Source organism: Streptomyces formicae (assembly GCF_002556545.1).
GTDB lineage: Bacteria > Actinomycetota > Actinomycetes > Streptomycetales > Streptomycetaceae > Streptomyces > Streptomyces formicae_A.
In genome coordinates this window covers 3,368,050-3,394,354 of record NZ_CP022685.1, presented here as the reverse complement: position 1 = coordinate 3,394,354, position 26,305 = coordinate 3,368,050, and the positions used below count along the sequence as shown (strand labels likewise).

Here is a 26,305-nt window from a genome sequence, read left to right as displayed (position 1 = left end):
GGGGCGCGGAGTCTACTCCCCAGGGAGGCACGGGGGTTCAGACCGACGGCTGCCCCGGATGTCAGTCGCCGCCCGTACGGTTGACGGCATGGATCTACGACTGCCCAGGGCCAGGCTCAGGCCCCTCGCGCGGCACGGCAGGCGCAGGCTGCTCGCCGCGGCGGCCGCCGTCGCGGTGCTCGCCGGTGTGGGCACGTGGACGGCGGTCGCCTCGGACGAGGGCCCCGCCGTGCACCGCTCGGACCTGATGATCGACACCGACGGCGGCCGGGGTGACGTACGGATCGACACCTCGTACTTCACGGCGGGCGACACCGGCACCAAGCGCCCCGCCGTCCTCATCGGGCACGGCTTCGGCGGCAGCAAGGCCGATGTGCGCGAGCAGGCGGAGGACCTGGCCCGCGAGGGCTACGCCGTCCTGACGTGGTCCGCGCGCGGCTTCGGCAGGTCCACCGGGAAGATCGGGCTCAACGACCCCGAGGGCGAGGTCGCCGACGTGTCCCGGCTGATCGACTGGCTGGCGAAGCGGCCCGAGATCCAGCTCGACGGGAAGGGCGACCCGCGCGTGGGCGTCACCGGCGCCTCGTACGGCGGCGCGGTCTCGCTCCTCGCCGCCGGGCACGATCGCAGGGTGGACGCCATCGCCCCGCAGATCACCTACTGGAACCTCGCGGACGCGCTGTTCCCCGACGGCGTCTTCAAGAAGCTCTGGGCAGGCATCTTCGTCAACACCGGCGGCGGCTGCGAGCAGTTCGAGAAGCGGCTGTGCGAGATGTACGACCGGGTCGCCGAGGCCGGGAAGCCCGACGCCGCGGCCCGCGAGCTGCTGGCCGGACGCAGCCCGTCCGCCGTCGCCGACCGCATCAAGGTGCCCACGTACATCGCGCAGGGCCAGACAGACTCCCTCTTCCCGCTCGGCCACGCCGACGCCATGGCCAAGGCGCTCCGCGCCCACCACGCGCCCGTGTCCGTCGACTGGATCGCGGGCGGCCACGACGGCGGCGACAGCGAGCGCGGCCGCGTGGAGAAGCGCGTCGGCTCCTGGTTCGACCGCTACCTGAAGGACGACAAGAGCGCCGACACCGGCCCCGCCTTCCGCGTCACGCGCACCGGCGGCATCGACTCCACCGACGGCGCGGCCACCCTGCGCGGCGCGAGCGGCGACCGCTACCCGGGCCTGACGAGCGGTCCGCGCGAGGTGGCGCTCGGCGGCCGCGAGCAGACCTTCGACAACCCCGCGGGCGCCAGCCCGCCCGCGATCTCCGCCCTGCCCGGCCTCGGCGGCGGCGGCCTCTCCCGGCTCACCTCGCTCGGCGTCGGCGTCTCCCTGGACTTCCCGGGGCAGTACGCCAAGTTCGACTCCGAGACGCTCGACGAGGACCTGCGCATCACCGGCACGCCCACGGCACGGGTCCACCTGAAGTCCTCCAGCGACGACACGGTGCTCTTCGCGAAGGTGTACGACATCGGGCCCGGCGGCAAGCAGCAGGTGCTGCCCTCCCAACTCGTGGCCCCCATAAGGGTCGAGGGCACCAAGCAGGGCAAGGACGTCGAGCTGACGCTGCCCGCCGTCGACCACGAGGTGCGCAAGGGCCACAAGCTGCGCCTCGCCCTCGCCTCCACCGACCTCGGCTACGCGTCGCCGGTCGAGCCCGCCACGTACACCGTGTCCCTGAAGGGCGGTCTCAAGGTTCCGACGGCGCCCGGCGTGGAGACCGCCGCCGCGCCGCTGCCCTCCTGGGTGTGGTGGCTGCCCGCCTCCGGAGCGGTGCTCGCCGCCCTGCTCCTGGTCGCCGGGCGCAGGCGGACCACGGCGCCCGCGCCCGACCCCGCGCTCGCCGAAGTGCCCCTGAAGATCACGGACTTGAGTAAGCGGTACGCCAGGTCCACCGACCGGTACGCGGTCAAGGACCTCTCCTTCACCGTGGAGAAGGGCCAGGTCCTCGGCCTGCTCGGGCCGAACGGCGCGGGCAAGACGACGACCCTGCGCATGCTGATGGGCCTGATCAGGCCCGACGAGGGCGAGATCCGCGTCTTCGGGCAGGCGATCAGGCCCGGCGCGCCCGTCCTCTCCCGGGTCGGCGCGTTCGTCGAGGGCGCGGGCTTCCTGCCGCACCTCTCGGGCCGGGAGAACCTGGAGCTGTACTGGAAGGCCACCGGACGCCCCGCCGAGGACGCCCACCTGGACGAGGCCCTGGAGATCGCCGGTCTCGGCGACGCGCTCGCCCGCGCCGTGCGCACGTACTCGCAGGGCATGCGCCAGCGCCTCGCCATCGCCCAGGCCATGCTCGGCCTGCCCGACCTGCTGATCCTCGACGAGCCGACCAACGGCCTGGACCCGCCGCAGATCCGCGAGATGCGCGAGGTCATGATCCGGTACGCGCGCGGCGGGCGCACGGTCATCGTCTCCAGCCACCTCCTGGCCGAGGTCGAGCAGTCCTGCACGCACCTGGTGGTGATGGACCGCGGCCGCCTCGTCCAGGCGGGCCCCGTCGCCGACATCGTCGGCTCCGGGGACACGCTGTTCGTCGGCCTCGCCTCCGACGTCCAGGACCCGCTGGTCGACAAGGTCGCCGCGCTGCCCGGCGTGGCCTCCGCGGTCCGCGCGGACGACGGGCTCCTGATCCGCCTGGACGGCACCGAGGGCGCGAGCGCCGCCCGGCTCCTGCCCGAACTGGTGCGCCTGGAAGTGCCCGTGGAGTCCATGGGCCCGCACCGCCGCCTCGAAGACGCGTTCCTGACCCTGATCGGAGGCGGTGCCGCGTGAGCGCGCCCACCGGGCTACTGGACACCGCCCCCGGCTACCGCGCCGGACGCACGCTGCCCCTGCGGGTCGAGGCGGTCCGCCAGCTCAAGCGGCGGCGCACGCTGGTGATGGGCGCCATCATGGCGCTCCTGCCGGTCGTGCTCGTCATCGCCTTCGCCGTCGCGGGCGGCTCGCCCGACTCGCGCGACGGCCGGGTGACCCTGATGGACACGGCCACCGCGTCCGGGGCGAACTTCGCCGCGACGTGCCTGTTCGTCTCGGCGGGCTTCCTGCTGGTCATCCCCGTCGCGCTGTTCTGCGGCGACACCGTCGCCTCCGAGGCGAGCTGGTCGTCCCTGCGCTATCTGCTGGCGGCACCTGTGCCGAGGGCCCGCCTGCTGTGGTCCAAACTCGCCGTCGCGCTCGGACTCAGCGCCGCCGCCATGGTGCTGCTCCCGGTGGTCGCGCTCCTGGTCGGCACGGCCGCGTACGGCTGGGGGCCGCTGGAGATCCCGACCGGCGGCGTGCTCCCGGCGGGCACTGCGGCCCAGCGCCTCGTGATCGTCGTCGCGTACGTCTTCGTCTCCCAACTGGTCACCGCGGGGCTCGCGTTCTGGCTCTCCACCAAGACCGACGCACCCCTCGGCGCGGTCGGCGGCGCGGTCGGCCTGACCATCGTGGGCAATGTCCTGGACGCGGTCACCGCCCTCGGCCACTGGCGCGACTTCCTGCCCGCGCACTGGCAGTTCGCCTGGGCGGACGTCATCCAGCCGCGCATGGAGTGGGGCGGCATGATCCAGGGCGCGGCGGTCTCGGTGACGTACGCGCTGGTGCTCTTCGCGCTGGCCTTCCGGGGGTTCGCCCGCAAGGACGTGGTGAGCTGAGGGAGCGGGTCCGGGCGTGGAGCACCGACGACGGCGCGGGGAAGTTCGGCGCCGAGCACGTGCTGCTCGCGGTCCTGGCCACCCACGAAGTCGCCCTGCGGTACCCGCACTTGGCCGGGGAGAGTGCCCCCGGCCCCGCCTCCCGGTACGCGGGCGGCGAGCGACTGGCCCGCCAGGGGTCCGGTCGAGGCGCTCCTGGCGGAGGAGACGCGCGCCCGGCAACTGGGTGACGCGCTCTCCGCCGCGTATCCGCATCGAAACCCATCCGCAACGTCCGGGTGCGATCGCTCGAAGCCCTCCTCGCGTCACAGTCACAGATACGGAAGCAGACGACGCGAGGGGGACGGATGCGGACGCGGAGAATACGCCACGGGCTGCTGGCCGCGGTGCTGGCGGGCGGCCTGCTGCTCACCGGCTGCAGCGGCGGAGGCAGCGACCACCGGTCCGCGGCCGACGACAAGCACCAAGGCGGCGGCACCGCGCCGCTCCCCGCACCCGCGGCGCCCGACACCGGGGGCGGCACACCAGGCGAGGGCGAGCAACAGGACCGCGACAACGGGGAGTTCGCCCCCGACTACCTCTCCACCTTCGCCCTGGACGTCGACACCGCCTCGTACGGCTTCGCGCGGCGCACGCTCGGCGAGGGGCGGCTGCCCGACCCCGCGACGGTCCGCCCCGAGGAGTTCGTCAACAGCTTCCGGCAGGACTACCGCAGGCCGGAAGGCGACGGCTTCTCGGTGAGCGTGGACGGTGCCCGCACCGGCGAGGACGGCTGGTCCCTGGTCCGCGTCGGCCTCGCCACCCGCGGCGCGGACGAGGAGTCCGAACGGCCGCCCGCCGCGCTCACGTTCGTCATCGACGTGTCCGGTTCCATGGCGGAACCGGGCCGGCTCGACCTGGTCAAGAAGTCGCTCGGCATCATGACCGACCAACTGCGCCCCGACGACTCGATCGCGCTCGTCTCCTTCAGCGACACCGCCGAAACGGTCCTGCCGATGACCCGCCTCGGCGACACGGGCGACGGCCGCGCCCGGGCGCACTCGGCGATCGCCCGCCTCGAACCCACCCGGTCCACCAACCTGGAGGCGGGCGTGGAGACCGGCTACGACACCGCCGTGCGCGGCAGGAAGGAGGGCGCGACCAACCGGGTCGTCCTGCTCTCCGACGCCCTCGCCAACACGGGCGAGACCAGCGCCGACGGCATCCTGGAGCGGATCTCCGACGCCCGCCGCGCGTACGGCATCACCCTCTTCGGGGTCGGCGTCGGCAGCGACTACGGCGACGCCCTGATGGAGCGGCTCGCCGACAAGGGCGACGGCCACACCACGTACGTCTCGGACGTCGAGGACGCCCGCGAGGTCTTCTGCGAGCAGCTCCCCGCTCACGTCGAACTGCGCGCCAGGGACGCGAAGGCGCAGGTCGCCTTCGACCCGGAGACCGTCGAGCGGTTCCGCCTCATCGGCTACGACGACCGCCGGGTCGCCGACGAGGACTTCCGCGACGACTCCGTGGACGGCGGCGAGATCGGCCCCGGACACACGGTGACGGCGCTCTACGCGGTGCGGGCCAAGCCCGGCGCCGACGGGCACCTCGCCACGGCGAGCGTGCGCTGGCTCGACCCGGAGAGCCGCGCCCCGCACGAGGAGTCGGGCCGGATCGAGGCCGCCGACCTGGAAGGTTCCCTGTGGCGGGCGGACGGCGGACTCCAAGTCAGCGCCATCGCCGCCTACTTCGCGGACGGACTGCGCTCCGGCGCGGAGAACTACCCGCGGCCGAGGGGCGTGCAGCCCCTCCCCGACACGCCCTCGCTGGAGGAACTGACCCGGCGGGCACGCGAGTTGCCCGGGAACACGGCCGACCGCAAACAGGTCCGCGCACTGACCACCGCCATCGAACGGGCCGCCCGCCTCGCGGGGCGCTAGCCCACCTCGGCCGGGTCGGGCTCGATCGCCAGGGTGGCGTCTTCGACCAGCGTGTCCTCGGCCAACGTGTCCTCGGCCAGCGGGGCCGCGTAGACGTCCAGGGCGGAAATGACGGTTCCGCCGAGCTCGCGGCACCGCTGTGCGCTGATGGGGTGCGGGATGGACGTGACCGTGATGTAGGGGCCCTGATCGGCGGTGTGTCCGGTGATCCGGCAGGACTGGGCGTCGAAGGCGTCGACGGGGACGGTATCTGCCTGAGCTGCGGCGACAGGGCTCAATGCGAGCGCGGCAAGGGTGAACACGGCTAGAGCACGACGGCGGAACATGCGATTCCTTTCACAGGGGAATTCACGGGGAAGACGCAGCCAGCGTGCAGGCGTCTCGCCGCGCCCGCCATTCGTCGGCGTGCGGGTGGCGGGGGATTGGTCTGTACGGAGTCATGAAGATGCGTGGTCCGCGCGGCGGGTGCAGGGTCAAAACAGGCGGAGGTCGGCCGACTCCGCCAGGCCCTGGTCAAACGGGGCCCTTCTGCCACGGCCGGAACACCCTCGAAAGGACCGCATCAAGATGCGCAGCATTGCCAAGTACGTCGCCGTCGGAGCCCTCGTCACCCCGCTGGTCATCGGGACCGCCGGCATGGCGTCCGCCAACGACGGCCCGGCCTACGAGAAGTCGCAGAACTCGGCCAACATGAGTGGCGGTGAGCGGACGGAGACCGTCAGCGGCTTCACCCCGGACGGCAAGGCGTACTTCCTGACCTCGACGAAGAAGGCGGGCCCGACGGGCGCGACCGGTAGCGGCACGGGTTCGCATTCCTGACGCTGACCGCGCCGAAGGCTCCCTGCCCAAGAGTGACGGGCAGGGAGCCTTCGTGTGTGCGGACGCTGCCGGTGCGTCAGGCCGGGGCGCGCAGCGTGAGGGTGGTGCGGGCGTCGGCGGTGGGGAACACCTGCGGGCCGGGACCGACGCCGAGGCTCGCGGTGACGACGGCGTCGGCACCGGCCGAGGCCACGGGGCCCGCGCTGCGGGCGGCGGAGACGACCGATCGGCGCCACGTGCCGTCACAGGAAGGCGACGCGGTGGCGGTGTAGACGCCGCCGTCGCGGGTGTCGGCGAGGGCGACCGCCAGCGTGTCGGTGCCCAGCTCCGCCTCGCACCGGTAGCGGACGGTCACTCGGACGTGGTCGCCCGCCGCGGTGGCCTCGACGACGCTGAGGCGGTCGACGGCGGCGGCGGTGCCGGGGGCGAGCGCCGACGCGGCCGCGCCGATGGCGAGGACGGACAGGGTGCGGGCGAGCCGGGTGCGGACGTGCGACATGGACTCTCCGGGAGGTCGTGGGGGCTGGGTTCACAGCCAGGGACAGATCGAGTCTGTGCCGATCCCGGCGGGCCCGCAAAGGCAGCGGAGCCGACGCCTCCCACCACCCGGATGCACCGTCAGGAGGAGAACCCGCGAACGATCTGTCGCGGCATCAGCACTGGTCAACTGCCTTGTGGCAGGCGAAGCGGCGGATGTTCCTCACTGCGGGTAATCGCCCCGGATGCGGCCTCCCCGGTGGCGGGGCAAGATCGCTCACGGCGGAAGGTGGCCGACTCCGCTGACCCCTGCAGAGGGGTTTCCCGTGGCCGGCGAACTCTGAAAGGACCGCATCAAGATGCGCAGTATTGCCAAGTACGTCGCTGTCGGTGCTCTCGTCACGCCCCTCGTCATCGGCAGCGCGGGCTTCGCGTCCGCCCACGACGGCGGCCCCGGCTACAAGAAGTCGCAGGACTCCGCGAACTCCAGCGGCGGCATGTCGTCGAGCACGGTCAGCGGCTTCACCCCGGACGGCAAGGCCTACTTCAAGACCACCACGAAGCAGGCAGGACCCTCGGGCGCCACGGGCCACTCGACGGGCTCGCACTCCTGACGAGGTCCCCCTCGCCGTCCGGCCGCTGAGCCGGATCGCACCGTGAGCCCCGAAGCGACCGCTTCGGGGCTCACGCCTGTGTGCGGCCGCGTACGGGGCCGGAGAAGGTCCACGGTCAGGAGTGGGACTCCGTGGTCGTGTAGCGGATGTGCCCGGGACCGCCCACCGTCAGGTGGCTCTGCGTGAAGTAGGCGGTTCCCGAGGCGTCGAAACCGGATGCCGTCTCCCGGTAGTCGAGGACGCCACCGGTGAAGTCCACGGTCTCCTGGTGCCAGGACGGCCCGCCCTCGCCGAGGGCGGAGACGGCAGGAACGGAGTCGGTGGCGGGATCCGTCCCCTGCGCCGCGGCGGCGACGCCGCCCGAGGCCAAGCACAGCCCCGTGGACAGTACGAGGGCGCGGACGGTGAGGCGGAACGGTCGGTGGGTGGTGAGCGCAGTCAACATGCATTGACCTTGTGCCCTCGCGGAGGCCCTTCCCGGGCGACGCACCGGCAGCCGCCCGCTTTCGACCCTAGTGGGCGTCAGGAACGGGGCTGCTCGACGGAGTCGCACTCGGGGCGGCGGCCTCGGGCGCGGCCGGGGCGGAGGGCGTCGCGGCGGCCGGGGGAGTGGCGGCCGGAGGAGTGGCAGCCGCAGGGGTGGGAACCGGCGGGGTGGCTGCCGGAGGAGTGGGGGCCGTGGGAGCCGTCGACCCGGGCGCGATGGTCGTGGTCGCCGTCCCGGGGGCGAACACCGCGTTGCCGCGGAAGGTGACGGTGGCCGACGCCGTGTCGTCGGCGGCGACGTGGAAGACACAGGTGAAGCGGCCCTCGCGGGTGGTCACGGTGTTGCACTGCTGTACGGCCCCGGAGGTACTGGTGATCTCCACGGACACGGCGAGCCGCGACAGGGGGAACACGAGCGTGTCCCCGTCCACCAGTCGGCCGCTCACGTGGAGGGTCGCCCGGTCGCCGAGGGAGACCTCCTGGGCGCTGAGTTCGGTGACGACGCTGGCGGTGCGCGTCGACACGGTCGTGCCGCCGTCGGGCAGCGCCGAGGGAGCGGGCGGCTGGGGATCGGCACCGGCCGGCAGCGCGGTCACGCCCATGGCCAGCGGCACGGCAGCCAGGAACAGTAGATGTCTGCGGGCACCCATCACACAACACTCCCAAGGTCCGACGTTCGCGGTTTCTGTCGTTGTTCCTGCCGTTTGCTCCTGCGGCGCATGGAGGGTTATGCCACCGGAGCGCCGACGGATAACAGACCCCGGGGCCAGCGGGCGGATAGCCCCGCCAGTCGGGTGACGCGGGCGGACGCGACCGGGACGCGGAACGGCCGCGAGGGCCCCCTTTCGCACCTGAAGGGGACCCTCACGGCCGTGAACGCACAGGTCAGCTGTTGTCCACGCCGTTGCCGGAGAGGACCGGGATCTGGTCCAGGATGTGCGACAGCGGCTCGTCGCCCTTGGCCTGGGTCGAGTTCTCGGTGCACTGCTGGTTCTGCGGGGCCGACAGGATCGGGATGTCCTGGACCGCGATCGGCACGAGGCCGACGAGCGAACCGACGTTGGCCTTGGCCGGCAGGCCGATGCAGGGCTTGTTCAGCGAGCCCTGGACCAGCGACATCTGCGGGCTCATGTCGCCCTTGGTGGCGGAGTTGCCGAAGCTCTGCATCGCGCCGTTGCCGCTGGACGAGGTGGTGCCCGAGTCGTCACCGATGGCCATGGCCTGGGGGGCGGCGACAGCGGACATACCGGCGACGGACGCGGCGAGCGCGGCCGTTGCGAGCAGCTTCTTCATGGTGTGGGGTTCCCTTCGAAGACCGGCTCCGTTCTGGAGCCGCATGCCTATCAACTGAGTGGCGGCGCGGGAGTTGCGGGGAGTAGCCCGTTCAGCCGAACGCGGCGCTCACCCTCCGTCACACGCGACCTTGTCGCCGTGGAAGATTTCCCTGCTGCCGAGCCGGGGCGGGTCGGAGGGGGCCGCCGCGGACTTGCGACCGTCGAACGCGCGATCCTTGCTCAGCGCGCCGAAGACCTTGGCGGCCCGCGACGTGTCCCAGTCGAGCGTGGCCCCGATCCCCTCCTGCGGTGCGCTGAACCCGCGGACGGGAACCGTCGTGAACTCGATCCTCGAGGGCGACAGCTCGCGCAGGGCCATGGCGAGCGAGGCGAGCTGATCGACGGTGAACCCCTGGTCCACGCGGGATGACCCGAGGACGGCGCGGGCCAGCCGAGCCGTGCGGAGCGGGTCGGCGAACGCGCGGTCCGCGGAGAGGGTGCGCAGGACCCCCACCAGGAAGCGCTGCTGGCGTTGGATGCGGCCGAAGTCCGCGCTGGAGTCCACGTGCCGGGACCGGACGTACTGGAGCGACTGGCCCCCCGTCAGGTGGTGCGTGCCCGGCGGGAGGTCCAGCTTGGTGGCGAAGTCCTTGAGCGGCCGAGGGGTGCACACGCGCACTCCGCCGACCTGGTTCACGCTGTCGATGAACCGCCTGAAGTCGATCTCCAGATAGCGGTCGATCCGCACCTTCGTCATCCGCTCGATCGTGCGCACCGCGAGCCGGGGACCGCCTTCGGCGTAGGCCGCGTTGAGTTTGGCGGGATGCGCCGCCCGCGTGGCGCCGGTCGCCCGGTCGCGGTGCGCGGGGATGATCGCGTGGGAGTCCCTGGGCAGACCGACGACGCTGACCCGGTCCTGCCGCGGCGATACGTGGATGAGCATGATCGTGTCGGAGCAGTTGCAGCCCACGCTGCCGGTGGAGAAGCGTTCCTTCTCGGCCTTGGTGATGCCCGCGCGACTGTCGGTCCCCAGCAGCAGGATGTTCGTGCCGGGCCCGTTCTCGGGGCGGTTCGTCATGCCGTCGAAGACCGGGAGCCGCTCGGCGGGCCGCGGCGCCGCGACGGCGGTGAGACCGGTCAGGGAAGCGGCGAGCGCGACCCCCAGAGCGATGGCGCCGAGGTACTTTCCGCCTCGTCCACGAGACGGTGCGCGGGGGGTCGTCCTCATGCTGTTCTCCGCTGGCTGAGTGAGAGGGAGGAAGTCCCGGTCACCGTAGAACGGGATGACATGTCATTCCGTCGTGGTTCTGGCGCGGCGCACAGGAACAACTCTTTCGCCACAGCGTGCTGTTTTGATGGCGGGACGGGTTGGAACAAGAGCAGCGACGCTCCCACCCAGGACGGGGAACCCATGGCCGACGGCGCAGGACGCTGGCAAAGAATCGGAGTGATCCCGGCGAGCAGGAAGCCTTCGGAAAGCCGCACGGATCCCATTTATGAATCCCTGCTCGCCATGTGGCGCGAGCAGGGAAGGACGGTTCCAGGAATTCCCGACCACGAGTGGAACAGACTGGTCGAGCAGGATCCCTGGCCCCGGAATTGAACAGCACAGCGGGCCGCCACAGGAAGTGGCGGCCCGCTGAATTGCTGAACGTCAGTTGTTGCCCGCGCCGTTGCCGGAGAGGACCGGGATGTCGTCCAGGATGTGCGACAGCGGCTCGTCGCCCTTGGCCTGGGTCGAGTTCTCGGTGCACTGCTGGTTCTGCGGGGCCGACAGGATCGGAATGTCCTGGACCGCGATCGGCACCACGCCGACCAGGGAGCCCACGTTCGCCTTGGCGGGCAGGCCGATGCAGGGCTTGTTGAGCGAGCCCTGGATGAGAGCCATCTGCGGGCTCATGTTGCCGTACGTGGCGGAGTTGCCGAACTCCTGCATGGCGCCGTTGCCGCTGGTCGTGTTGGTGCCGCCGTCGTTGCCGATGGCGAGCGCCGTGGGGGCCGCAGCGGCCGACATGCCGACGACGGAAGCCGTGACCGCAGCAGCGGCCATAACCTTCTTGAGCACAGGGTTTCCCTTCATGACTGAGCCCCGTCCGCGGAGCACCCTGAGCAACTCCCCCGGCCGCGATGAGTTGCTCACATTCACTCTGATGGCCCAAACCTCCGGTGCGGCCCGACTCGGAGTCGCGTCGATCGCACGGCGCGAAAGGCGATCCGATGGAGTGAATGGGCGGAACCAAAATCCACAGGGCGAGTTGAGCAGTCCGCAGTTACCTGTGGTCGGTCCAGAAAAGGAACACAATGCACTACAAGAAGGCAATGGCCGCGGCCGCGGTCGCCGTCTCGGTCGTCGGCATGTCGGCTGCCGCGGCGCCCACCGCGCTCGCCATCGGTGACGACGGCGGCACGACGTCGATGAGCGGCAACGACGCCAAGCAGGAGTTCGGCAACTCCGTCACCAAGGGCGACATGAGCCCGCAGCTCTCCCTGGTGCAGGGTTCGCTGAACAAGCCCTGTGTCGGCCTGCCGGTCAAGGGCAACGTCGGTTCGCTCGTCGGCCTCGTGCCGATCGCGGTCCAGGACATCCCGGTCCTGTCGGCCCCGCAGAACCAGCAGTGCACCGAGAACTCGACGCAGGCCAAGGGCGACGAGCCGCTGTCGCACATCCTGGACGACATCCCGGTCCTCTCCGGCAACGGCGAGCACAACGGCTGATCTGCCCCGTCGCAGACACCGCTCGGGCCGCCCCAGGTGAACTTCACCTGGGGCGGCCCGAGTTCTTTTCCGCGCCGCACGTCGCCACGGGGGCGCGCCGGGCAACTCCGTTTGCCCTACTGCTGCTTGAGCTCAGGTCCGCGTTCGAGTGAACTCCCGAAAAGTACCCGTATTCCGGTTTCCTCACCCGCGAACGCTCGTTGAGTAGGTCTCAGGTCACGGTGCGGGAAGGGGACCTCCCCGCCCGGTCTGCAACCGCCGTCGAGGCGTGACCCTAAAGAAGGGATTACCTGTGAAGCTCAAGAAGAGCGCGACGATCGTTGCCGGTGCCATCATGGCGCTGAGCATGGGCGCCCCGGCCTTCGCCGACGCCGGTGCCGAAGGTGCGGCCCAGAACTCTCCGGGCGTCATCTCCGGCAACGTCATTCAGGTGCCGGTCCACGTTCCCGTCAACGTGTGCGGCAACAGCGTCGACATCATCGCTCTGCTGAACCCGGCGTTCGGCAACACCTGCGTCAACGACTGACGTAGCGGCCCAGCCGTACCAGCTGCGTAGAAGCCGGCCCCAGCGCTCCCCGAGTCGCTGGGGCCGGCATCTGGAGCCACGGGAGGGGCCATCGCGGACACAACGCGCGCCGGCAGGGAAGCCAGGTGCGCGAGGCTTCCCTGCCGGCGTGGGAGGGACGGCAAACCAGACCGTAGGGGGATGTCGCTCACCCACGGCAATGGTGCCGACGGCTGGCGGGTGGCGACCCGGTCTGTCCCATGAAGCACGTCCAGTGCACCACTCGGCCACTTCGGCCGGGAACAAGGTTCACCCGTTCGCCCGATGCGTCACTCATAAGAGGGCGACGGCGCCACGCGTCGGCCGTTCGTGGCGCCCACCCACCCGCTCAGCGTGCCGGTTCCTGCGCCCGGCTCAGGAGTTGCCCGTCGGCCTGCGGGGGCAGTGAGGCGGCGGGCCGTCCGCGCAGGTGCCGTTCGACGCCGCGCACCAGCCGCGCCGCGGTGAACGAGGCCCCGTACACGAAGCGCATGGCGGGGCCGAAACTCGAAGCCGTCGTCAGCCCGGCGAGGAAGAGCCCGGGGCAGCTGGTCTCGAACGCGTTGCTGACGTAGGGGGTTTCGTCGTCGAGGGAGTCCAGCGCGAGGCGGAGCTCGGGGGCGAGCACGTGGATGCGCCGGGTCGTCGCCCTGAACCCCGTGGCGGCGATGATGTGGTCGGTCGCGAACGAGAGGCCCCCGCCGTCCGCGCCGCTGGTCGTCACCTGTACGCGGCCGCCCGCGAGTTCGACGCCCTGGACCTGTTGACCGACGAGGGTCTCGACGCCTGATTCGACCCGCTCCCTGACCCACCACGCCCCCGCGGGGCCGAGCGCCGAGGCGGCGACCTGGGCGCGCATCTGCTCGGGGAGCCGCCGGAAGAGGTGGGGGGTCCTGGCGTAGAACCAGTTGCGCCAGCCGCAGCCCAGACCGGTGTGCGGGGCGCGCATCGCCTCCCACCACGGCCGCTGCCAGGCGGGGGGCACGGTGTTCCAGTCCACCCGGGGCGACCGGGCGAGGACCCGGACGCGGGTGCCCTGTTCGGCGAGGAGCGCGGCGGTCTCCAGCGCCGCCTGCCCCGCGCCGAGCACGGTCACGTCCTGGTCGCGGAAGCGCTCCAGATCGCCGTGGTGACTGCTGTGAGAGGCATGCTCGGGGCCCAGGCCCCGGAGCGCCGGGGGCGTCTGCGTGAACGGCATGACGCCCACCGCCAGTGCCACGGCCCGCGCGCGGTGCACCTCGCCGTCCTGGGTGCGGGCCTCGAAGCCGCCGGCGCAGGCGCGGACCGAGGCGATGAGCCGTTCGTCCACGGGCGGCGCGGCCTGCTCCGCGAACCACAGGCCGTAGGCGGAGAAGTGCCCGATGGGCAGGGGGCGGCCGTGCTCGGCGGGCAGCCCTTCGCGGGCGCAGAAGGCGGCCAGGCCGTAGCGCCCCGCGGGGTCGGACAGATCGGAGGCCCAGGGTTCCGACTTCAGGAACATGCCCTGCGCCATGTGGTCCCGCCAGGAGGCCATGGGACGGCCGAAGATCCGTACGTCGAGTCCTGCCGCGGCCGCGTGCGAGGCGATCGACAGGCCGTAGGGGCCCGCTCCGACAATCAGCAGGTCATGCATCGGTGGCTGCTCGCTCTCTGTTCGGTGTGGGCAGGACGGCCGGGGCCTGCGCGGGGGCGCGCCGGGACAGGGGGGTGAGGAACAGCTGCGAGCGGCGGCCGACGCCGGCCCGCAGGCGCTGTCCCATGTGGCGGCGCCACAGGCGGCGCAGGGCGGCCCCCGGCGCGGGGTCGTCGTCGGCGTGCCAGGCGAGTTCACCGGCCGGTGAAGGGACGGCCGACCGAGGCCGGGGCAGCGAGCGCAGCGCCGTGAGCGGCGCGTAGTTCTCCACCACGAACGTGCGGCCGGGGGAGGGCTGCGGGGGCGGTACGGGCCGGTGCGTCAGGCCCAGGTGCAGGGCGCGGACGACGTCGATGCCCGCCGCGTCGGCGAAGAGCCGGAACTGTGCTCCCGGGCGGGGGTTGAAGTCGATGAGGTAGAAGTCGCCGGTCGCGGCGTCCTTGCGGAAGTCCAGGTCGAAGACCCCCCGGTAGCCCAGCGACGCGACCAGCCGCTGGGCCGTGGACCACAGCCGGGGGTTGGCGGTCCACTCGCCGCTCACCGTCAGGCCCGCAGCCCTCGGCCAGGAGCGGTGCTTGCGGCCCGTACCGCCCCCGCGCACGGTCCCGTCGGGACCCGCGCACCCGTGCACGAACCAGTCCGCGTCCCGTACGCCGGGCACGAACGCCTGGAGCAACAGACGGCAGCCCGCCTCGGCCCTGCGCGCGAAGAGCTGCTCGGCCTCGCGGGCCGAGCCGATCACGGTCGTACTGCGCAGTCCGACGCCCTGCGGCAGTGTCCAGGGGCGGCTCCACTTGGCCACGGTGGGAGCGCCCAGGAGTGCCACGGCGCCCGCGGCCTCGGCTGCCGACTCCGGCACCAGGGTCACCGGGTGGGCCACGCCCGCCCGCGCGCAGACCTGCGCCAGGGTCGCCTTGTCCGCCACCTGCTCGGCCACCCCGCCCGCCCGTCCCGGCAGCAGGTAGCGGCTGCTCAGTTCCTCGTGCAGGGCGCTGATGGCCAGGGCGCTGATGTCGTCCATGGGGATGAGGACGGCCGGGGCGCTCACGCGTGTCGCGACCGAGCGCAGCACGGCGGCCACCTCGGGGAGCGAGGCCCCTGGCGGGGGCGGTGGGTGCATCTGGTGCAGGTACCGGGACTGCTGCACGGGGCTTCCGTGGTCGTCGGCCACGAGGTGGACCTCCACGCCCGCGCGTCCCAGAGAGCGCACGGCACCCAGAGTTCCGTGGTGAAAAGGATTCCTGTCGATCCGCAGGAGGACAGCAGGAGTTCGCGTGTCCAGAGGCTGCAAAGTCACCCTTACTGTTCGATCGCCCAAGCGGGCGATATAGGGAAGCGGGGGATTAAGGACTCGATTGGCGTAATAGATATAAATATGACGGTCTATTAGCTATCGGATGACTCGGGAACGAGGAGAAGTCATGGCCCCAGAGCGTCGCCGACGCAGCAGACGACTTGCTTTCATCGCGGGCGGGATCATCTCGTCGGTGGCCCTGGCCTGTGCGCCGGGATACACGGTGGGCATCGTGCGCGACGGTGAACCACCACCTACCGCCGCCACGCCCTTGGCGCCCGAGGTACCCGCGGTGCCCACTCCGGTGGCCCCCACTCCGGCGGACCCGGCGGTCCCCGCGGTGCCCACTCCGGTGGATCCGGCGGTCCCGGCCGTCCCCGAGGTCCCCACGGTCCCCTCGGCGACACCGGAACCTTCGGCGTCCACGTCGCCGGGCATCGATCCCGCCCCGGCCAAGGCGCCCGCCATCGGCGCGTACCTGGACTTCGGTCCGCGCGGCGTCCGGCGCATCGAGCAACTCAGCGAGTGGCTCGACGGAACCGAACTGAGGGTCGGGCACACGTACCTCCCGGGCGACCGCTGGAACAACATCGAGGGGGCGCCGGGATTCCTGGAGGACTGGGCGACATGGCGCAAGGCGAAGGACGACAGGATGTTCGTCCTCAACGTGCCGATGCTGGAGAAGAACGAGGGAGGCGTCGGTGACACCGAGGTCGCCGCGCTCCTGAAACAGGGCGCGGCCGGTGACTTCGACGCCCACTTCACCAAGCTGGCCGAACGCCTCGTCGCTCTCGGCGTTCCCGACACGGTGATCGTGCTGGGCTGGGAGATGAACGGCACGACGTACACCCATCGTTGTGGCCCGGACACGGAGTCCTGGAAGACGTACTGGAAAAAGATCGTCACCGCGATGCGCGCGGTCCCGGGGCAGAAGTTCACCTTCGACTTCACCCCGAGCAGAGGCCGCGACGCCGTCCCCTGGACCGACTGCTACCCCGGTGACGACGTCGTCGACATCGTGGGCATGGACTCCTACGACCAGCCCCGCGGCATGTCCTTCGACGAACAGGTCAAGGAGCCCTACGGGTTGCAGGCGCACGTGGATTTCGCCGCGGCGCACAACAAGCCCATCTCCTACCCCGAGTGGGGTCTCTTCCGTAACGGCGACAACGAGGAGTACATGCGCCGGATGCTGGAGTGGATGGACGAGAAGAAGCCGCTGTACAACACGGTCACCGACTACTGTCCGCACGGCGTGTGGCAGTGCAAGCAGAATCCGGACGCCTCGGCGGTGTACCGGGAACTGCTCTCCGGTCGTACGGACAACCCGACTCCCCAGCCGACCGAGCCGGTGACACCGCCGACCTGTTCGCCGCTGGAACTCGGCGACTGGGTCGAGTACTGGCTGGGCGGCAAGCTGTGCGTGCGCTTCGACTGGTGGCAGGAGAAGAACCGCTCGTGAGGCGGTGGGGCACCGCGGTGGTGTGGGTCGTCATGACGAGGCCCCGCCGTCGCGGTGCTCAGCACGGCGCTGCCGCTGCTGCCGGAGCCACTGGCGGGCGGCGGCGTCGCCGGACGCGGCGCACAGCAGCGGCGCCGTTCTGCGGCGGGCGAGCAGGAACCGCTGGTTGGTGACCGGTTCAGGGCGCCAGTGCTGCTTGTAGGGCTCGGTGCCGCGCAACAGGCTCAGGGCGCGCGGGTGTTCGCCGCCGGTGTGCCGCGTGCACGCCTCCAGGAGCATCGTGGCGACGTCCACCTTCCGCTCCCTGAGCTGCGGATCGGCGCCGTACAGATAGCCGCCCGCCAGCGTGTCCGAGAGCAGGGTCAGGTCCGCCGCCACCACGTGCCCGTCGAGGCGGAACTCGGTCACGACCGCCTCACCGGCCGCCACCATCGGCCGCATCGAGCGCAGCAGATGCTCGTGGAACCGGGGTTGCAGGTGCTCGGAGGTCACCTTGCGGCCGCGCCACTGCAACTGGTGCAGACGCAGCAGGGTGCGCACCGACTCCTCGACGTCCGCGCAGGGCACGATGCGGCTCTCCACGCCCAGCGCCGCCAGCTTGCGCATCTTGGCCCGGGTGCGCTGCGCGCGCGGGGTGGGCAGCCGCTTGAGCAGATCCTCCATCGGCATGGCGGGCAGCTCCAGACAGGCCGAGTCGACCAGCGTCTTCTTGGGTCCTGGCCAGTCCCGGTAGATGTCCTCGACGCAGGCGCCCGGCCGTGCCTCGCGGAAGTCGAGCAGCGCGGTACGGGCCAGGTCGAACAGGGCCCGCCCGAGCGCCGGCGACCCTTCCTCGCGGCGGGCGTCGTCCACCAGGACGTCGGTGAAGTCGGAGATCGCGCCGCCCAGCGGCTTCAGCGCCGGGATCGGACGGTGCACCCGCATCAGCGGCGCCGCCGCGACGAGCTGGTCCTCCTCGTCGCGGACCAGGAGCACCCGCAGCGTTCCTCGCCGGCCGTAGGAGTGCCACCACGAGGACAGCCACGCGTGGCTCTGGAACGGCGTCGCCGCCCCGCACGCCCGGTACAGGCGCCCCCACGGCCGGGCGAGCGCCGCGAACGCGTCCTTGTCGACGCAGAGTTCCGCTCGCAGCGCAGCCTGTTCCGCTCGCGCAGCGGCTTCGGGAGCCGCCCTCACGCGTTGCTCCGGACCAGGCCGGAGGCCGGACCCGGAACGGCAGCCGCGCCCGCCGCCTCCTCCTCGCGCCCGCGCGGGCGGACCAGGAGCGCGAGACCGCCGAGCAGGCCGCCCGCACAGCCGCCGACCAGCACGCTCACCCCGGTGGAGAGCGAGGTGGGCTCGGTGGGCGCCACCGCACGGGAGAACGCGAGGAGCTTGACCCGGGTGCTGTCCTTGGCGTGGTTGGCGCTGCTCGCCAGCGAACGTGCCACCGCGTTGGCGGTGATCGCGGCCTCCGTCGGCCGGTCCGACGACGCCGACACGGCGATCATCGGCGCGTCGGGAGAGGTGGCCACCTGCACGCTCTTCTGGAGTTCGGCGGCCGACATGCCCGCGGCGACCTGGGCGTCGCCGAGCACCGCGAGCTGCGTCGCCACCCGTCCGTACGCCTGCGCGAATCCCAGCGCCGTGGCGGGATCCGCCCGCTCCTGCGGCACGGCGACGACGTAACTCGTGGCCGTGTACTGGGGCGTGTGCAGTACGCCGTATCCGGCACCGGCGAGTGCGCCGAGCGCCGCACCGGCGGGCAGGGCCCACCAGCGGGGCAGCCGGGCGGCGCGGGCGCGCAGGGCGCCCGTGCGGGGGCGCTCGGTTGCGGAGTCGTTCATCAAGGACTCACCTTCGGGGTCAGGCCCGAGACAACTGAGGCATAGACGTCCATCAGCTGGTCGGCGCTGCGGGTGATGCTGTAGTGCTGCACGGCGGCCGCCGCCGTACGGTGCGCGAGGTCCCGGCCGCGGAGGCGGAAGAGGACCTGCGCGAAGGCGTCCGGATCGCTCGGGCAGTGCGAGGCGTTGGTCTGTGCGTCGAGGGGCAGGCCGTCGATGGCGGGGCACGACGTGTAGAGCACGGGCAGTCCGCCGGCCAGCCCCTCGACGAGCGCCAGTCCGAAGGCCTCCTCGGGGGAGGGGGAGGCCAGCGCGTCCATCGCCGCGAGCAGCGACGGCAGATCAGGGCCGCGTCCGGCCATACGGCCGTCCTCGTGCGCGGCCTCACCGGCGAATCGCACCCGGTCGGCCAGGGCCAGCCGGTCGGCGAGCCGCCGCAGTTCCTGTTCCTGCTCACCGGCTCCCACCAGCAGGACCACGACGTCATCGGGGAGCTGGGAGACGGCGCGCAGCAGCACGTCGAAGCGCTTGCCGCGCGTCAGGCGGCCCACGCCCCCGACGACGAAGGCGTGCTCGGGCAGGTCCAGGTGCCTACGGGTACGGGCCCGGGCGTCCGGGTCGAACCGGAAGCGGTCGACGTCGATGCCGTTCGGCACCACCCGGATCCGCTGACGCGGCACGCCCCAGCGGTGCAGCCGCTGCCCGACGGCCGGGGAGACGGCGACCGTCATCCGGCCGAGCCGCTCGCCGACCAGGTAGAGCCCGCGGACGCCCGCGGTGAGGCGGCGGCCTTCCATCTGGGTGTCGCCCAGCGAGTGTTCCGTGGCCACCACCGCGCGCACCCCGGCCGTCCGCGCCGCGATGCGCCCGTACAGGCAGGCCCGGAAGAGGTGGGTGTGGACCAGGTCGTAGCGGCCGTCCTTGATGAGCCGGGAAAGGCGGGGCAGTGCCGCGACGTCCCGGTTGCCCGACATGCCGAGGTCGCTCACGCGCGCGGTCCCGTCGGCCACGATCCCGTCCGCCACCGTGCCCGCGTTGGTCAGCGTGACGACGTCGCAGTCCACGGGCTGGTGCCGCAGCAGCAGCCGCAGTTGCTGCTCCGCGCCGCCCACGCCGAGTCCGGTGATGATGTGCAGGACCCTCATCCGGTCACCGCCGCCCGGCCGACGGCACGGCCCCTGAGCCGGTTCGTCCACAGCTTCAGGGCCAGTCGCGACGGCGTGTCGCCCTGCCCGACGTGGACCCGTGGCAGCGCGAGAGGGCCGCGGAGCCGGCCCGGATCGATGGCACAGGCGTAGCGGTATCCGGCGTCGCGCACGGCGCTCACCACGCGCTCGTCCACGTGCCCGTAGGGGTAGCAGAAGCCCCGCACCTCGGCGCCGGTCAGCTCGCTCAGTCGCGTACGGCTGTCGCCGACCTCGCGCCGCAGCTCCTCGTCGTCGGCCTTGGTCAGGTCGACGTGGGTCAGGCCGTGCGAGGCGATCTCCATGCCGCTCCGCGCCACGTGCCGGATGCCGTCGGCGCCGAGGAGCGGCTTGCGCGGGCCCAGCGGGTCCCACGCGTTGTCACCGTCGAGGCGGCCCGGCAGGACGAACACGGTGGCCGTGCAGTCGTGGCGCCGCAGCACCGGCAGCGCCTGTTCGACGAAGTCCTGGTACCCGTCGTCGAAGGTGAGCCCCACCAGATCGCGCTGCTCGCCCCGGGCGCACGCCTCCATCAGGTCCCGCATGGACACGCCGCGCAGCCCCCGGCGCCGCAGCCACCGCAGCTGATCGTCGAGTCGCTGGGGCGAGACGGTGATCCGGTACGGGTCCTCGGAGACGTTGTCGACCGAGTGGTACATCGCGACCCACGCGGGGGTGTTGGGCGGGCGGCGCAGCAGGAAGGGCTCCGCGCCGTGCGGGGCGTTCGGTCTGAGGTCAACGGGCATGGCGGAGCCTTCCTGTGACGGAGCGGAGGACGGACGGCCAGGGCTGCGCCCGCAGGACCAGACCGAGGAGTACGAAGGAGACGGTGACCACCGCGCCGCTCGCCACGACGGCGAGGAGCGGTCCCGCCATCCGCTGGGCGCAGAGCGCGCCGAGGAGCGCGGCGACGGCCGCGGCGAGCGCGAGCCGGGCCAGCTGTCCCACCACCGCGCGGGTCCTGATGGGCACGGTGCGGGGGCCGAGGCCCCGCAGGAGCAGCGCCGCGGTCACGCAGATGCCGGTCGCGTTCGCCCCCGCGATGCCGTACACGCCCCACGTGCCCACGGTCAGGAAGCCGATCCCGGCCGTGGCGAGGACCCCGATGAACATCGAGAACAGCGGAATCCAGGTGGTGCGGGCGACGGAGAAGTGGGCGCGGGCGAGCGCTCCCACCAGCGTGTGCCCCAGCAGCCCGAGCGTGTAGACGCGCATGACCGCCGCCGTGGCCGCGGTGTCCTGGGCCCCGAACGCGCCCCGCTGGAAGAGCAGTTCGATGAGCGCGGGCGCGCTGGCGATGACCGCGGCCGCCCCGAGCAGCACGATGCAGCCCGCTAGGACGAGGTCGCGTTCGACCCGGTCGCGGGCCCGCTCGATCTCACCGTCGGCCAGGGCGCGGGCGACCACGGGGAAGGTGACGGTGCACAGCATCAGGGAGAGCACCATCGGCATCTGCGCCACCTTCTGGGCGTAGTTCAGATGCGAGATGGCCCCCGCGGGCAGCGACGACGCGAGGAACCGCTCGATGAGGACCTGCGACTGGCGGCAGAGCGCGAACAGCAGGACCGTCCAGATGATCGCGCTCTGCATCGTCGGCGCCGCCGTCCCCGGCGCCTTGGCGGGGCTCGGGATGAACGCCTGTGGACCGCGCCGGAGTTGCCGCCACAGGGACGGCGCCTGCGCCGCCACCATGAGCACTCCGCCCACCGCGACGCCCGCCGCGGCGGCCCGGATGCCCCAGTGCCCCGCCAGGGTGAACAGCGCCGCGATGATGGCGATGTTGTAGGCGACGTAGACCGTCGCGGGGGCCACGAACCGCCGGTGTGCCCGCAGCGCGGCGCTGCAGTACCCCGCCAGGCCGAAGCTCAGTGCGCAGGTGGCGGTCAACCGGGTGCAGTCGACGGCCAGTTGGTGGTCGGGCAGCCCGGGGGCGAGCAGGTCGACGATGTACGGCGCGGCGGCGATCAGCACGAGCGCCGTGACCGCGAAGCACAGCGCCATCCGGGGCAACGACGTCCGTACGAGCGCGCGCACCGGGTCCCCGCCCGTGGCGTCCGCGCGGCGGGCGAGCGCCAGGCTGAACGCGGGCACGAGGAAGAAGGCGAGACCGTCCTCGATGAGCAGCGTCGCCGCGAGTTCCGGCAGCGTCCAGGCGACCAGGAACGCGTCGGTGTCGGTGCTCGCGCCGAAGTAGTGCGCGAGCGCCTGGTCGCGTACGAGCCCGAGGAGCGATCCCGCCACCGAGAGCGCGGCGGTGACCAGCGCCGCCTTGGCGAGGAACGAGCCGCTGCTCGCCTTGTCCCGCGCGGGTGGCGCGGGCGGCGGCGCGAGGTCCGCCACCGCGTGCGGCTCGGCCGTCACCGCGCCTCCGCCTCTCCCCGCGGCGCGCGGACGCCCACGGCCCACCAGGCCACGAGACCGAACGCCACCGCGGTCAGCACGGTGGAGGGCCCGCCGATGTCCGCGTACACGAAGTCGACCAGCTGCCAGACGAGCAGCCCGCACGCCAGCAGCGCGCAGTCCAGTTCGGGACCGCCCGCGCCCGACCGGCGCGGCCGCTGCCGCGCCCAGCGGCGCACCGCGCACACCAGCACGGCCAGCCAGCTGCCCGCCAGCGTGACGAGACCGATCAGACCCTGCTCGCTGAGGACGAGCAGGTACATGTTGTGCGGCGAGAGCAGCGGCTGCCGTGCGAACGCGCTGCCCGCGCCCGCGGTGTCGCTGCCGGAGGACAGGGCGAGCGAGGCGTGGCCGTCGCGGTGCTCGGGGAAGCCCTTGAGCCCCACCCCGGTCATCGGCTGCGCGCGCCACATGTCGACCGAGGCCGCCCACATCGTGTACCGGTCGGTGACCGACTGGTCGGGGGTGTCCGTGACCTGCGTGATGCTGCTCAGGCGTTCCTGGAGCATCGCGGATCCCACGCCGAGTCCCGCCACCAGGACCACGGCGGCCGCGCCACCGGCGAGCAGCACCCGGCTGGCCCGCCGTACCCCGGCGAGGAAGAGGACGACGGCGCAGGCCACCGCCGTCGCGATCCAGGCGCCGCGGCTGAAGGACAGCGCGAGCGGAACGGTGAGCAGGGCCGCGCAGACCACCGCCGCGGAGCGCTGGCGCCGCGCGCCCGGCCGGAAGGCGAGGGCGAGCGAGCTGACGAGTCCGTACGAGACGACGGTCGCCATTCCCATGACGTCCGTCGAACCGAACGTGCCCACCGCGCGGATGTCCTCGCCCATGTACGAGGCGCCGGTCCCGGTGAGGTACTGGTGGACACCCAGGGCGCCCTGCCACAGCGCGAGCCCGATGAACGACCAGGCGAGCAGGCGGAAGTGGTCCGCGCTCCGGATCAGGATCAGCACCGCGGCCGGTACGAGCACGAAGATCTGCAGGTAGCGCGCGGCCCCGGGGACCCCGATCGCGGCGGACGCGGCGCCGCACGCGGCCACGGTGATGCCGACGACGGGCAGTCCGATGAGCACCGCGGCCGTGCGCGTCAGCGGACGCCGTCGGCCGCGCAGCAGGAGCACCACGCAGTAGCCGACGACCAGCGCCGACACCGCGTCGGCGACGGTTCCCGCGCCGGAGGTCTCGGCGGCGGGCGGCGGCGGCACGGCGAGCAGCGCGACCAGGAGGACGACGGGCAGGACCGAGGCGTACCGCGTGAGCGCGCGCAGGGCGGTGGCACGCGGCCCGGCCGCTCGCGTGCCACGTGCCACGTCCGCGTCGGACCAGGAGTGCAGTGCGGAATGGGTCACCGCGCTCAACTCCCCGTACGGCGTACGAGACAGCCCAGCGTGCGCAGCAGGATGGCCAGGTCCTGCCAGAAGGACCAGCTGTCGATGTAGGCGTTGTCGAAGCGGCACCGGTCCTCGATGGAGGTGTCCCCGCGAAGACCGTGGATCTGGGCCAGGCCCGTGATGCCGGTCGGCATCCGGTGCCGGTGTGCGTAGTTGGGGTAGGTCTGGCTGAACTGGGCCACGAAGAAGGGGCGTTCGGGACGCGGGCCCACCAGACTTATGTCACCGCACAGCACGTTCCACAGCTGCGGCAGCTCGTCCAGTGACGTGCTGCGCAGGAAGCGGCAGAAGGGGCCCATCCGCTGCTCGTCGGCGACGCTCCAACGCGTCGCCGCCTCCTGCGAGTTGGCGGGCCTGTGGGTGCGGAACTTCAGCAGGGTGAAGAGGCGGCCGTCCTTGCCGACCCGTTCCTGACGGAAGATCACGCCGGGTCCCTCGACCACGCGGAGCACCAGGGCGCAGCCCAGCAGGACCGGCGCGGCAAGGAGCAGCAGGACGCTCGACACCGCGATGTCCAGCGCCCGCTTGCCCGCGCTCGTCCTGCGCGCGCCGACGACCAGCGGACGGCAGGCGAAGCCCGCGACGTGGTACCGCCGCCCCCGCTCGGGCAGGGTGGCAGGGCCGGGGCAGCAGGTGTCGAGCTCCCAGAGCTCGCAGCCCAGGTCATCGAGGACCCGGCGCCCCGCGGGGGAGTCGCTGCCGTGGCCCGCGAGGATGAGGACGCTCCGGACGTCGTTCTGGATCACGGCCCGGTGCAGTTCGTCCTCGGTCGAGAGCACCGGCAGCTCGGGCAGGGCCTCCGGTGCAAGATCGCCCTTCCTGTCCCGCGCCTCCTCCTCCGGCGACGCGCTCACCACGCCGACCGGCCGCATGCCGCAGCCGGGCCGGCGGAGCAGCGCCGCGGCGACGCTCCGGGCCTGGCCGGACGGGCCGACCACCAGGACCGGGCTCGGCCTGCGCCGCACGCCCGAGCGCTGGTACCAGTGCACGAGGGCGCGCCCGCACAGGCACAGCACCGTCTGCACCGCGACGGCCGTGACCAGCGCGGTAGGGCTCAGCCACACGCGCGGCGGCAGGACCGTGGCGAGGACGGCGAGGACGCACCAGCTCAGCGCGATCCGACCGGCGAGCGCGGGCGCCTCGTCGAGCGTCGCGGGCAGTACGGCGCACTGGTACAGCCGGCCCCGTACGTTCAGGGACAGCACCCCGGCGAGCAGCAGGCACGCGAGGACGCCCTGCTGGCGGGGGTCGTCGAGGGACAGGACACCGGCGAGCGCGGCCACCGCGTCGACCGTGGCCAGGGCCGCCGTCGAACGGCGGGCACGCTCCGGCCGCCGCGTCCGTGTCCCGGTGCGGCCGCCCGTCGCCGCCCGAGGGGCGACGACGAAGGTCCCGGACGCGGTCTGGTCCTCCAGCCGCTGCTGCCCTGACGAGGCGGCAACAGTTCGTTCGGCACTCACGTTGTGGTGCACTCCCTGTCCTTGATGGGCGCCGTGCCCAGAACCTCGCGGTACACCGCCGTGACGGCTTCGGCGGTCCGCTCCGCGTCGTGACGAGTGAGGACGTGGCGACGGCCCCTGGCGCCCAGCTGCTCCCGCAGTTCGCCGTCCCGCAGCAGAGCGACCAGCGACCTGGCCAGCGCACAGGGGTTCTCCGGCGGGACGAGGCATCGATCGCGGTCCACCAGGGGGAGGCTCTCCCGCGCGCCGTTCACATCGGTGATCACGACCGGCCGCGCACAGGCCATCGCCTCCAGCGGAGCCAGGGCCATGCCCTCCCACCGGGACGGCAGGACGACCACGTCGGCCGCCTGGTACCAGGGGCCCGCGTCGGCGACCGCCCCGGCGAACGTCACGGTGCGCCCCGCCCCGGCCCGCAGCGGCGCCGAGTCGGGACCCTCGCCCACGAGCACCAGATGGGCCCCGGGAACCTCGCCCGTCACCGAAGGCCAGGCCCCGAGCAGGAGGTCCTGGCCCTTCTGGCGGCACAGCCTGCCCACGCACACCACCAGAGGAGCGCCGTTGCGCGCCGGATGGCCGGGGGGCAGCAGCCGTGCGCGGGCGGCGGCCCGGTCGCCAGGCGCGAAGCGCTCCGGGTCGACCCCGTTGGGGACCACCGAGTAGGCGCCGGTGACGCCCGCTCGGCGGCCTGTCACCCACTCGGCCTCGCTGACGCACACGATGCGGGCCGCCCAGCGGGCCGCGGCGCGTTCCCAGCGCCGGGCCAGGAGGCCGGTGACCCCGTCGGCGGCCTCGAAGGACCAGGCGTGCGGCTGGAAGACGGTGGGCACCCGGCCGCGCAGCGCGAGCCGCGCGGCGAGACCGGCCTTGGCGCTGTGGGCGTGGACCAGATCGGGCGCCACGGCCTCGACGACGCGCCGCACGCCCCGTACTTCGGACGCGAGCGTACGACCAGGTGACCGCGACGCCGCCCAGGGGTGCACCCGCACGGTGCCGGGCAGCGCGGCGAGGGACCGGGACAGCGGGCTCTCCCGCGGGCAGGCCACGTGCACCTGCGCCCCGGCCGCGGCCTGCGCGGAGGCGAGATCGACGACGACGCGTGCCACCCCGCCGTCCACCGGCTGACAGATATGCAGGACCCGCACGGGAGGGGAGGCTTGAGGTGGATACATTTGCGACTCCCTTGAGTCGA

General features: G+C 72.5%; 25 protein-coding genes. 8 read left to right on the top strand and 17 right to left on the bottom strand.

The features are described from left to right. Window positions 1-88: 88 nt before the first annotated feature. The 3 genes from KY5_RS14520 to KY5_RS14505 all read left to right on the top strand — a co-directional run bounded on the left by KY5_RS14520 (window position 89) and on the right by KY5_RS14505 (window position 5,552). Window positions 89-2,767: an alpha/beta fold hydrolase gene (locus tag KY5_RS14520; protein ID WP_199843077.1), complete on the top strand. Its 2,679-nt coding sequence runs from the start codon at window positions 89-91 to the stop codon at window positions 2,765-2,767. Continuing rightward, window positions 2,764-3,630: an ABC transporter permease gene (locus KY5_RS14515; RefSeq protein WP_098242644.1), complete on the top strand. Its 867-nt coding sequence runs from the start codon at window positions 2,764-2,766 to the stop codon at window positions 3,628-3,630. Before KY5_RS14520 ends, KY5_RS14515 begins: the two co-directional genes overlap by 4 nt. 347 nt (window positions 3,631-3,977) lie before the next feature. Continuing rightward, window positions 3,978-5,552: a vWA domain-containing protein gene (locus KY5_RS14505; RefSeq protein WP_098242642.1), complete on the top strand. Its 1,575-nt coding sequence runs from the start codon at window positions 3,978-3,980 to the stop codon at window positions 5,550-5,552. Here the strand turns inward: KY5_RS14505 and KY5_RS14500 are convergent. Then, window positions 5,549-5,878 carry a hypothetical protein gene (locus KY5_RS14500; RefSeq protein WP_159072526.1) on the bottom strand — a complete coding sequence of 110 codons (330 nt, stop codon included), beginning with the start codon at window positions 5,876-5,878 and terminating at the stop codon, window positions 5,549-5,551. The two genes, KY5_RS14505 and KY5_RS14500, sit on opposite strands and share 4 nt — an antisense overlap. Window positions 5,879-6,119: 241 nt before the next feature. On the opposite strand from KY5_RS14500, the gene KY5_RS14495 reads away from it, so the two are divergent. After that, window positions 6,120-6,371 carry a hypothetical protein gene (locus tag KY5_RS14495; RefSeq protein ID WP_098242640.1) on the top strand — a complete coding sequence of 84 codons (252 nt, stop codon included), beginning with the start codon at window positions 6,120-6,122 and terminating at the stop codon, window positions 6,369-6,371. Between the two features lie 76 nt (window positions 6,372-6,447). Here the strand turns inward: KY5_RS14495 and KY5_RS14490 are convergent, their stop codons facing one another. Continuing rightward, window positions 6,448-6,870: a hypothetical protein gene (locus KY5_RS14490; RefSeq protein WP_098242639.1), complete on the bottom strand. Its 423-nt coding sequence runs from the start codon at window positions 6,868-6,870 to the stop codon at window positions 6,448-6,450. A 337-nt stretch (window positions 6,871-7,207) separates the two neighbouring features. Here KY5_RS14490 and KY5_RS14485 point away from each other — a divergent pair, with 337 nt between their 5' ends. Beyond that, the gene (locus KY5_RS14485) at window positions 7,208-7,462 is read left to right on the top strand and encodes a hypothetical protein (protein WP_098242638.1); all 255 of its coding nucleotides are present in this window, start codon (window positions 7,208-7,210) and stop codon (window positions 7,460-7,462) included. A gap of 115 nt (window positions 7,463-7,577) precedes the next feature. Here KY5_RS14485 and KY5_RS14480 read toward each other — a convergent pair whose 3' ends face one another. The 5 genes from KY5_RS14480 to KY5_RS14455 all read right to left on the bottom strand — a co-directional run bounded on the left by KY5_RS14480 (window position 7,578) and on the right by KY5_RS14455 (window position 11,287). Continuing rightward, window positions 7,578-7,907 (bottom strand): hypothetical protein, encoded by a 330-nt coding sequence (locus KY5_RS14480; protein WP_098242637.1) that lies wholly within the window; start codon window positions 7,905-7,907, stop codon window positions 7,578-7,580. A 67-nt stretch (window positions 7,908-7,974) separates the two neighbouring features. After that, window positions 7,975-8,598: a hypothetical protein gene (locus tag KY5_RS41780; protein WP_159072525.1), complete on the bottom strand. Its 624-nt coding sequence runs from the start codon at window positions 8,596-8,598 to the stop codon at window positions 7,975-7,977. A 235-nt stretch (window positions 8,599-8,833) separates the two neighbouring features. Then, window positions 8,834-9,241: a rodlin gene (locus KY5_RS14470; RefSeq protein ID WP_098242635.1), complete on the bottom strand. Its 408-nt coding sequence runs from the start codon at window positions 9,239-9,241 to the stop codon at window positions 8,834-8,836. A gap of 108 nt (window positions 9,242-9,349) precedes the next feature. Further along, a complete protein-coding gene (locus KY5_RS14465) occupies window positions 9,350-10,450 on the bottom strand; it encodes an LCP family protein (RefSeq protein ID WP_098242634.1) in 1,101 nt (366 codons plus the stop codon). Between the two features lie 426 nt (window positions 10,451-10,876). Continuing rightward, the gene (locus KY5_RS14455; RefSeq protein ID WP_098242632.1) at window positions 10,877-11,287 is read right to left on the bottom strand and encodes a rodlin; all 411 of its coding nucleotides are present in this window, start codon (window positions 11,285-11,287) and stop codon (window positions 10,877-10,879) included. A gap of 236 nt (window positions 11,288-11,523) precedes the next feature. Between KY5_RS14455 and KY5_RS14450 the strand changes: the two genes are divergently transcribed. Next, window positions 11,524-11,937, top strand: a complete 414-nt coding sequence (locus KY5_RS14450; protein ID WP_098242631.1) for a rodlin — start codon at window positions 11,524-11,526, stop codon at window positions 11,935-11,937. A 334-nt stretch (window positions 11,938-12,271) separates the two neighbouring features. Next, window positions 12,272-12,463 carry a chaplin gene (locus tag KY5_RS14445; RefSeq protein ID WP_098247253.1) on the top strand — a complete coding sequence of 64 codons (192 nt, stop codon included), beginning with the start codon at window positions 12,272-12,274 and terminating at the stop codon, window positions 12,461-12,463. A 367-nt stretch (window positions 12,464-12,830) separates the two neighbouring features. Here the strand turns inward: KY5_RS14445 and KY5_RS14440 are convergent, their stop codons facing one another. Both KY5_RS14440 and KY5_RS14435 read right to left on the bottom strand, forming a co-directional pair. Then, window positions 12,831-14,093, bottom strand: a complete 1,263-nt coding sequence (locus KY5_RS14440) for an NAD(P)-binding domain-containing protein (protein ID WP_098242630.1) — start codon at window positions 14,091-14,093, stop codon at window positions 12,831-12,833. Further along, window positions 14,086-15,384: an ATP-grasp domain-containing protein gene (locus tag KY5_RS14435; protein WP_098242629.1), complete on the bottom strand. Its 1,299-nt coding sequence runs from the start codon at window positions 15,382-15,384 to the stop codon at window positions 14,086-14,088. The genes KY5_RS14440 and KY5_RS14435 overlap by 8 nt, the downstream gene beginning before the upstream one ends. 130 nt (window positions 15,385-15,514) lie before the next feature. Here KY5_RS14435 and KY5_RS14430 point away from each other — a divergent pair, with 130 nt between their 5' ends. Then, window positions 15,515-16,849, top strand: a complete 1,335-nt coding sequence (locus KY5_RS14430; protein WP_098242628.1) for a glycoside hydrolase family 26 protein — start codon at window positions 15,515-15,517, stop codon at window positions 16,847-16,849. 30 nt (window positions 16,850-16,879) lie between these two features. Here KY5_RS14430 and KY5_RS14425 read toward each other — a convergent pair whose 3' ends face one another. The 8 genes from KY5_RS14425 to KY5_RS14390 form a co-directional block, all read right to left on the bottom strand. Beyond that, a complete protein-coding gene (locus KY5_RS14425; RefSeq protein WP_234362730.1) occupies window positions 16,880-18,025 on the bottom strand; it encodes a GNAT family N-acetyltransferase in 1,146 nt (381 codons plus the stop codon). After that, complete coding sequence (locus tag KY5_RS14420; RefSeq protein ID WP_098242627.1) at window positions 18,022-18,675, bottom strand: lipopolysaccharide biosynthesis protein; 654 nt, start codon at window positions 18,673-18,675, stop codon at window positions 18,022-18,024. The genes KY5_RS14425 and KY5_RS14420 overlap by 4 nt, the downstream gene beginning before the upstream one ends. After that, on the bottom strand, window positions 18,675-19,820 hold the full coding sequence (locus KY5_RS14415; RefSeq protein WP_098242626.1) for a glycosyltransferase: 1,146 nt from the start codon (window positions 19,818-19,820) through the stop codon (window positions 18,675-18,677). The genes KY5_RS14420 and KY5_RS14415 overlap by 1 nt, the downstream gene beginning before the upstream one ends. Continuing rightward, window positions 19,817-20,605, bottom strand: coding sequence for a polysaccharide deacetylase family protein (locus tag KY5_RS14410; protein WP_418952776.1), 789 nt, complete (start codon window positions 20,603-20,605; stop codon window positions 19,817-19,819). Before KY5_RS14410 ends, KY5_RS14415 begins: the two co-directional genes overlap by 4 nt. Then, entirely contained in the window at window positions 20,595-22,220 is a 1,626-nt protein-coding gene (gene murJ / locus KY5_RS14405; RefSeq protein ID WP_098242625.1) for a murein biosynthesis integral membrane protein MurJ, read from the bottom strand. The genes KY5_RS14410 and murJ overlap by 11 nt, the downstream gene beginning before the upstream one ends. After that, window positions 22,217-23,530: an O-antigen ligase family protein gene (locus tag KY5_RS14400; RefSeq protein WP_098247250.1), complete on the bottom strand. Its 1,314-nt coding sequence runs from the start codon at window positions 23,528-23,530 to the stop codon at window positions 22,217-22,219. The genes murJ and KY5_RS14400 overlap by 4 nt, the downstream gene beginning before the upstream one ends. An 86-nt stretch (window positions 23,531-23,616) precedes the next feature. Continuing rightward, the gene (locus KY5_RS14395; protein WP_098247249.1) at window positions 23,617-25,113 is read right to left on the bottom strand and encodes an exopolysaccharide biosynthesis polyprenyl glycosylphosphotransferase; all 1,497 of its coding nucleotides are present in this window, start codon (window positions 25,111-25,113) and stop codon (window positions 23,617-23,619) included. Next, the gene (locus KY5_RS14390; protein ID WP_098242624.1) at window positions 25,110-26,285 is read right to left on the bottom strand and encodes a glycosyltransferase family 4 protein; all 1,176 of its coding nucleotides are present in this window, start codon (window positions 26,283-26,285) and stop codon (window positions 25,110-25,112) included. Before KY5_RS14390 ends, KY5_RS14395 begins: the two co-directional genes overlap by 4 nt. Window positions 26,286-26,305: the final 20 nt, after the last annotated feature.